The sequence below is a fragment of the Neobacillus drentensis genome (genome assembly GCF_036962765.1).
In the GTDB taxonomy this organism is placed as follows: Bacteria; Bacillota; Bacilli; order Bacillales; family Cytobacillaceae; genus Neobacillus; species Neobacillus drentensis_C.
On sequence record NZ_JBALOS010000298.1, the window covers coordinates 2,602 to 6,981 of the forward strand.

Here is a 4,380-nt window from a genome sequence, read left to right on the forward strand (position 1 = left end):
TCAAAGATGACTTCGAAGCTGATTCGCTTGATATGGTGAACCTGACGATGGAAATTGAGGATGAATTCGCGATCGAAATTAGTGAGAAAGTTGCAGCGAGGCTTCAAACGGTCGGTGATGTCGTAAACTATATTGAAAACCTTCGTTAACAAATAAGGAAAGCGGATAGCCCAACTCAGGCGGACACTTGAATGCGGGTGAACGTATCGCAGAAGGTATCCGCTAAATGTATATTACAAAAATGCTCTTATCACAGGAAAATCCCCTCCTTAATTAAATCCGTTAATAAGATTTATTTGATCCGTTTTCTCCATATAATGATCCCCAATTTTATAACACATAAAAGAGTTCTTCTTATGGAAGAGCCCGTAAAAAAGATAGTTTCTATTGGTTCTTCGTTAAGTTCTCATCATTCAAATCAATAATTCTGTTCTTTATTTAATAAAACAGCTCGTTAGCTCAAAAAAAAGACTGCCGAAGCAACCATACCTTCTTGAATTCAAGCACCCGTTAATAGAATAATATTTTTATTTTTCATAGAGCCGTCCCTTGCTTCCCCATAAACTTTATTTAATCTGTACACTGAGTTTACAAGTCCTTAATATTCAGATGATATGATTGGTTTATCAACGAATGAGGAGGCAGTATAAATGAATGTGCGTGCAATATTTATTGATATGGATGGTACACTACTAAAAGCCTCAAACAACATTTCCCGTCGAAATATGGAAGCCATTTATAGGCTCATTAATCAGGGAGTTAAGGTTTTTCTAGCAACTGGTCGTCACTATGAAGTAACTGCTCCCTACCATAAAGAAATTGGATTACGAACTCCAATGATCTGTTTGAATGGTGCCTCTATTCACGATGCAGAAACAGGAAGAGCGATGCAAATGAAAACCGTTCGACTGAACGAAGAACGATTTCATCATCTGACCGCTGAAAATCCTTTTAATGTTATTATCCATACAGCAAATGGCCTTTATTGTAAGGAAACATCTGAAGAAATCGATTATTGGACAAAAGTCGGGCAAATTCCGCCGCGTTATATTGGAGATTTAAGACAGGCCAATTACCAAGAAGTTCTTAAATATAGTGTTCGAACAGGTGCACCAAGACCTGAATTATCCGCTTTGTTTAAAAAGGAAGCAGACGTCATCAATTGGAATGACGGGTTTGAATTGCTTGCTCCTAATGTTTCCAAATGGTCTGCAATAAAAAGCTTACTTCGCGAATTTCGAATTAGTCCAAATGAAGTCGTAGCTATTGGAGACGGACCCAATGATATAGAGATGCTTCGTCATGTCGGTACTGGTGTAGCAATGGGGAACGCTAGCGAAGAGGTTAAAGCAGCAGCTGATTTTGTTACAGGACACCACGAAAATGATGGATTAGCTGAGTTTATAGAACGTTATCTTCATAAATCATATGTATCAAATGTGATTTAGGATTATATTAAAATAACTTTTTGTAATAAAAAATGACAGGTGTGATCTATTTCGTTAGATTCATACCTGTCATTTTTTATCATCCATATTTTATAATAAATGACCATTTCTTAGTTTAGTTTTCATCGGATAGGTCTAAGTCCCATCGTTCTTCTACTAATTTCGAATCAGTCCACTCATTATTTACTTTTTCTTCTGTTAATCTAAAATGATATTTTTGATATAGATAACGAGCAGTCCCTAAAACACTTACCGTCCATAGGAAGACTTGTTGGTATCCTTGTTTTTTACAGAAATTGATGGCCGTCTCCATAAGTTTCTTACCTATACCCCTACCATGATAATTTTCATCCAAAATAAACCATCTTAATTGGGCAACATTATCATTGGATTTAGTAATCGCAATCGAACCTGCCATTTTACCTTCTACTTCAGCAATCCACAGTTCTCCTCCATCCGTATTGATCATAAATTCAGTTAATCCCTTCATAACGTAATATTCAAACATAGGTCCAAACTTATACGTATTTTCGTACAACGTTCCATGCAGGTGTGCTACGAAACCAACATCTCCAGGTTGAAAAGTTCGAATGGATACCTCTAATTGAGAAGGATATTCTTTAGTGAAAATGGATTCTATGGTTTCCATGGCACTGATCAGCTTGGTCAAATCACGATTAGATATTTCTTTAATCATTTTTCCAACTTCACGATTCGCATTTTCAACTAGCTCATTAAAAATTTCTTTACCATAGTCAGTGAGGTAAAGTAAGTATTGGCGTTTATCGTCTGATGCTTGCTTCTTAAAAATAATTTTTTCTTCCTCAAATTTTTGAACGATTCTACTCATTTGTCCACGGTCTATTCCAAGATTTTCTCTAACTTCCGTTGCAGTACAACCATTTCTAAAATTGATTTCAGTTATTACACGTGCTTCTGTTAAAGGAAAAGGTTTATTATAGATTTCTTGGTCAATTTTACCTAGAACATTTGCATAATGTCGATTGAATTTCCGAATTTTTTCTACATATTGATTTTCTTTCATCTTTATTCTCCTTAATATTCAGAATATTTAACACTAACAATAGCATAAAACATTTAGTTGATTTAGTCAACTACATTTGGTTGATTGAGTCAACTAAATGTTGGTTCAAGAAAAAAGGGACTGCGATAGCAGCCCCTTTGATCCTAAATTTACTCTCAAACAATACTATTCCTTTCTTTTACGTCATCAACCCAATATAAAAATGATTATCAAATTCCCCTTGGTATTACTGGGTTTTATGACAATCAATTTTTTAATTATCGGTTATTAAAATAAACGGATAATGCATCGCTCAAATTTTCGGAGTCTTCATTTGTTTTTATTATATAGTGGTCACCTTCTAATGAAGAGGAAAAATGATGAATTCCTTGAATTCGTAAAAAGTCGTCAACATCTGAAAGTTTTTCACCAGCATTCTTTAATGTTTTATGCCCTACAAAATTATCATTTACATACACTTCATATGTATCCTCATTTAATTTCACACCGTTCTGTAAATCCTGCATTCCTCCTGATAGTGGAAATAGATAATGGTCAATCGGATTATCGGTATTCACTTCATTACCTCCATTCATTTTATATTGATACGTTTTCCCTGGAAGAAGAAAAATATGCTCGAGAGGCCGTTTATACCTTTACATCATTCCGTCTGCTAAAGAGGACAGTTTATTTTTTACTTCCCCTTTCCCCTTTTTATTTTATGCTTTATTATGTTTTCCCTGTCCATTCATCCAACACATCAGCAGGCTAACCGTTTAGGTACTTATTGCATTTGTATCAAATGGAAAATTCTGAACTGGCAAAGCAATTGTTTGCTCCTTCACTTATAAGACACTTATTTACAGATCAACAGGGTAAGTAGAACCATTTTTAGGATAAAATAATCCCTTATATCAATAATAAAAAGAGCACTTTTTAATTTGAAAGGAGAAGGATTTATGAAAAAATTATTGTTAATGGGATTTATTTTGTTATTTCCATTAAACATGGTGGCTGTAACAAGCGCCTACGCTAAACCGCAGGTACATTGCATTAGCCAATCTGAGGTAATGTTCGAAAATAAATTCAGGAGACTTTGGATGGATCATGTATTGTGGACAAGTAATTATATTACAAGTGCAACAACATCAGGAGCGGAGGATCAAAAACAGGTACTGACTAGGCTTCTGAAAAATCAGGAGGATATTGGTAATGCTGTAAAGCCAGTATACGGAGTGAAAGCTGGGAACAAACTTACGAATTTGCTTAAGGAGCATATTGTTATTGCGGGAAAGATTGTGGATGCGGCTAAAAGCGGAAATAAAGCCTTGGTGAATCAGCTAAACAAAGAATGGTATAGAAATGCTGATGAAATAGCAGCTTTCCTTAGCGGTGCCAACCCCTATTTGAAAAATGAAGATCTAAAAAAATTGCTGTATATGCATCTGAAATTAGTGACAAATGATTTAACTGCAAGTTTAGCAAAAAATTGGAATGCAAGAATCGTTTCAATTGACGAAGGGGTCACACATATAATCCTAATGGCAGATACGATCTCTGCGGGAGTTGTAAAACAGTTTCCGGATAAATTTAAAAAATAATTTTAAGAATCTCCAGCATTCTGTTGGAGATTCTTTCATTATGGAGGCATTTACATACGTTTATACAACTGGTTCAAGCAAATACCAAGCCCTGGTTGCGTAACTGCATGATTGCACTAAACTGCCACGTTAGTCAAATAATAAAAGACCGCCGCAGCAATCGTTCTTGAGCTCTAGCCCCTGTAAGTTGAACAAGCACCTTCACTACTTTTGCACATTATCTTCGATTTGAGCGTAAAACCTTACTTAGAATACGAACCCGTATATGGATGCGAGAGGTGTTATTTATCGTAATTTGGTTGTAGTG

The 4,380-nt window shown here is 35.4% G+C and carries 4 protein-coding genes and 1 pseudogene; 3 read left to right on the forward strand and 2 right to left on the reverse strand.

The window, feature by feature from the left end:
• Nucleotides 1–20: 20 nt before the first annotated feature.
• Nucleotides 21–149, forward strand: a pseudogene (locus V7137_RS27415) (phosphopantetheine-binding protein); the annotation flags it as partial.
• A gap of 501 nt (nt 150–650) precedes the next feature.
• On the forward strand, nt 651–1,448 hold the full coding sequence (locus V7137_RS27420) for an HAD family hydrolase (protein ID WP_335700998.1): 798 nt from the start codon (nt 651–653) through the stop codon (nt 1,446–1,448).
• 115 nt (nt 1,449–1,563) lie between these two features.
• Here the strand turns inward: V7137_RS27420 and V7137_RS27425 are convergent, their stop codons facing one another.
• Together V7137_RS27425 and V7137_RS27430 are read right to left on the reverse strand one after the other, a co-directional pair.
• A complete protein-coding gene (locus V7137_RS27425; protein ID WP_335700999.1) occupies nt 1,564–2,493 on the reverse strand; it encodes a bifunctional helix-turn-helix transcriptional regulator/GNAT family N-acetyltransferase in 930 nt (309 codons plus the stop codon).
• Nucleotides 2,494–2,750: 257 nt separating this feature from the next.
• Entirely contained in the window at nt 2,751–3,050 is a 300-nt protein-coding gene (locus V7137_RS27430) for a hypothetical protein (protein ID WP_335701000.1), read from the reverse strand.
• A gap of 381 nt (nt 3,051–3,431) precedes the next feature.
• Between V7137_RS27430 and V7137_RS27435 the strand changes: the two genes are divergently transcribed.
• Nucleotides 3,432–4,073: a glycosyltransferase gene (locus V7137_RS27435; protein ID WP_335701001.1), complete on the forward strand. Its 642-nt coding sequence runs from the start codon at nt 3,432–3,434 to the stop codon at nt 4,071–4,073.
• Nucleotides 4,074–4,380 lie beyond the last annotated feature (307 nt).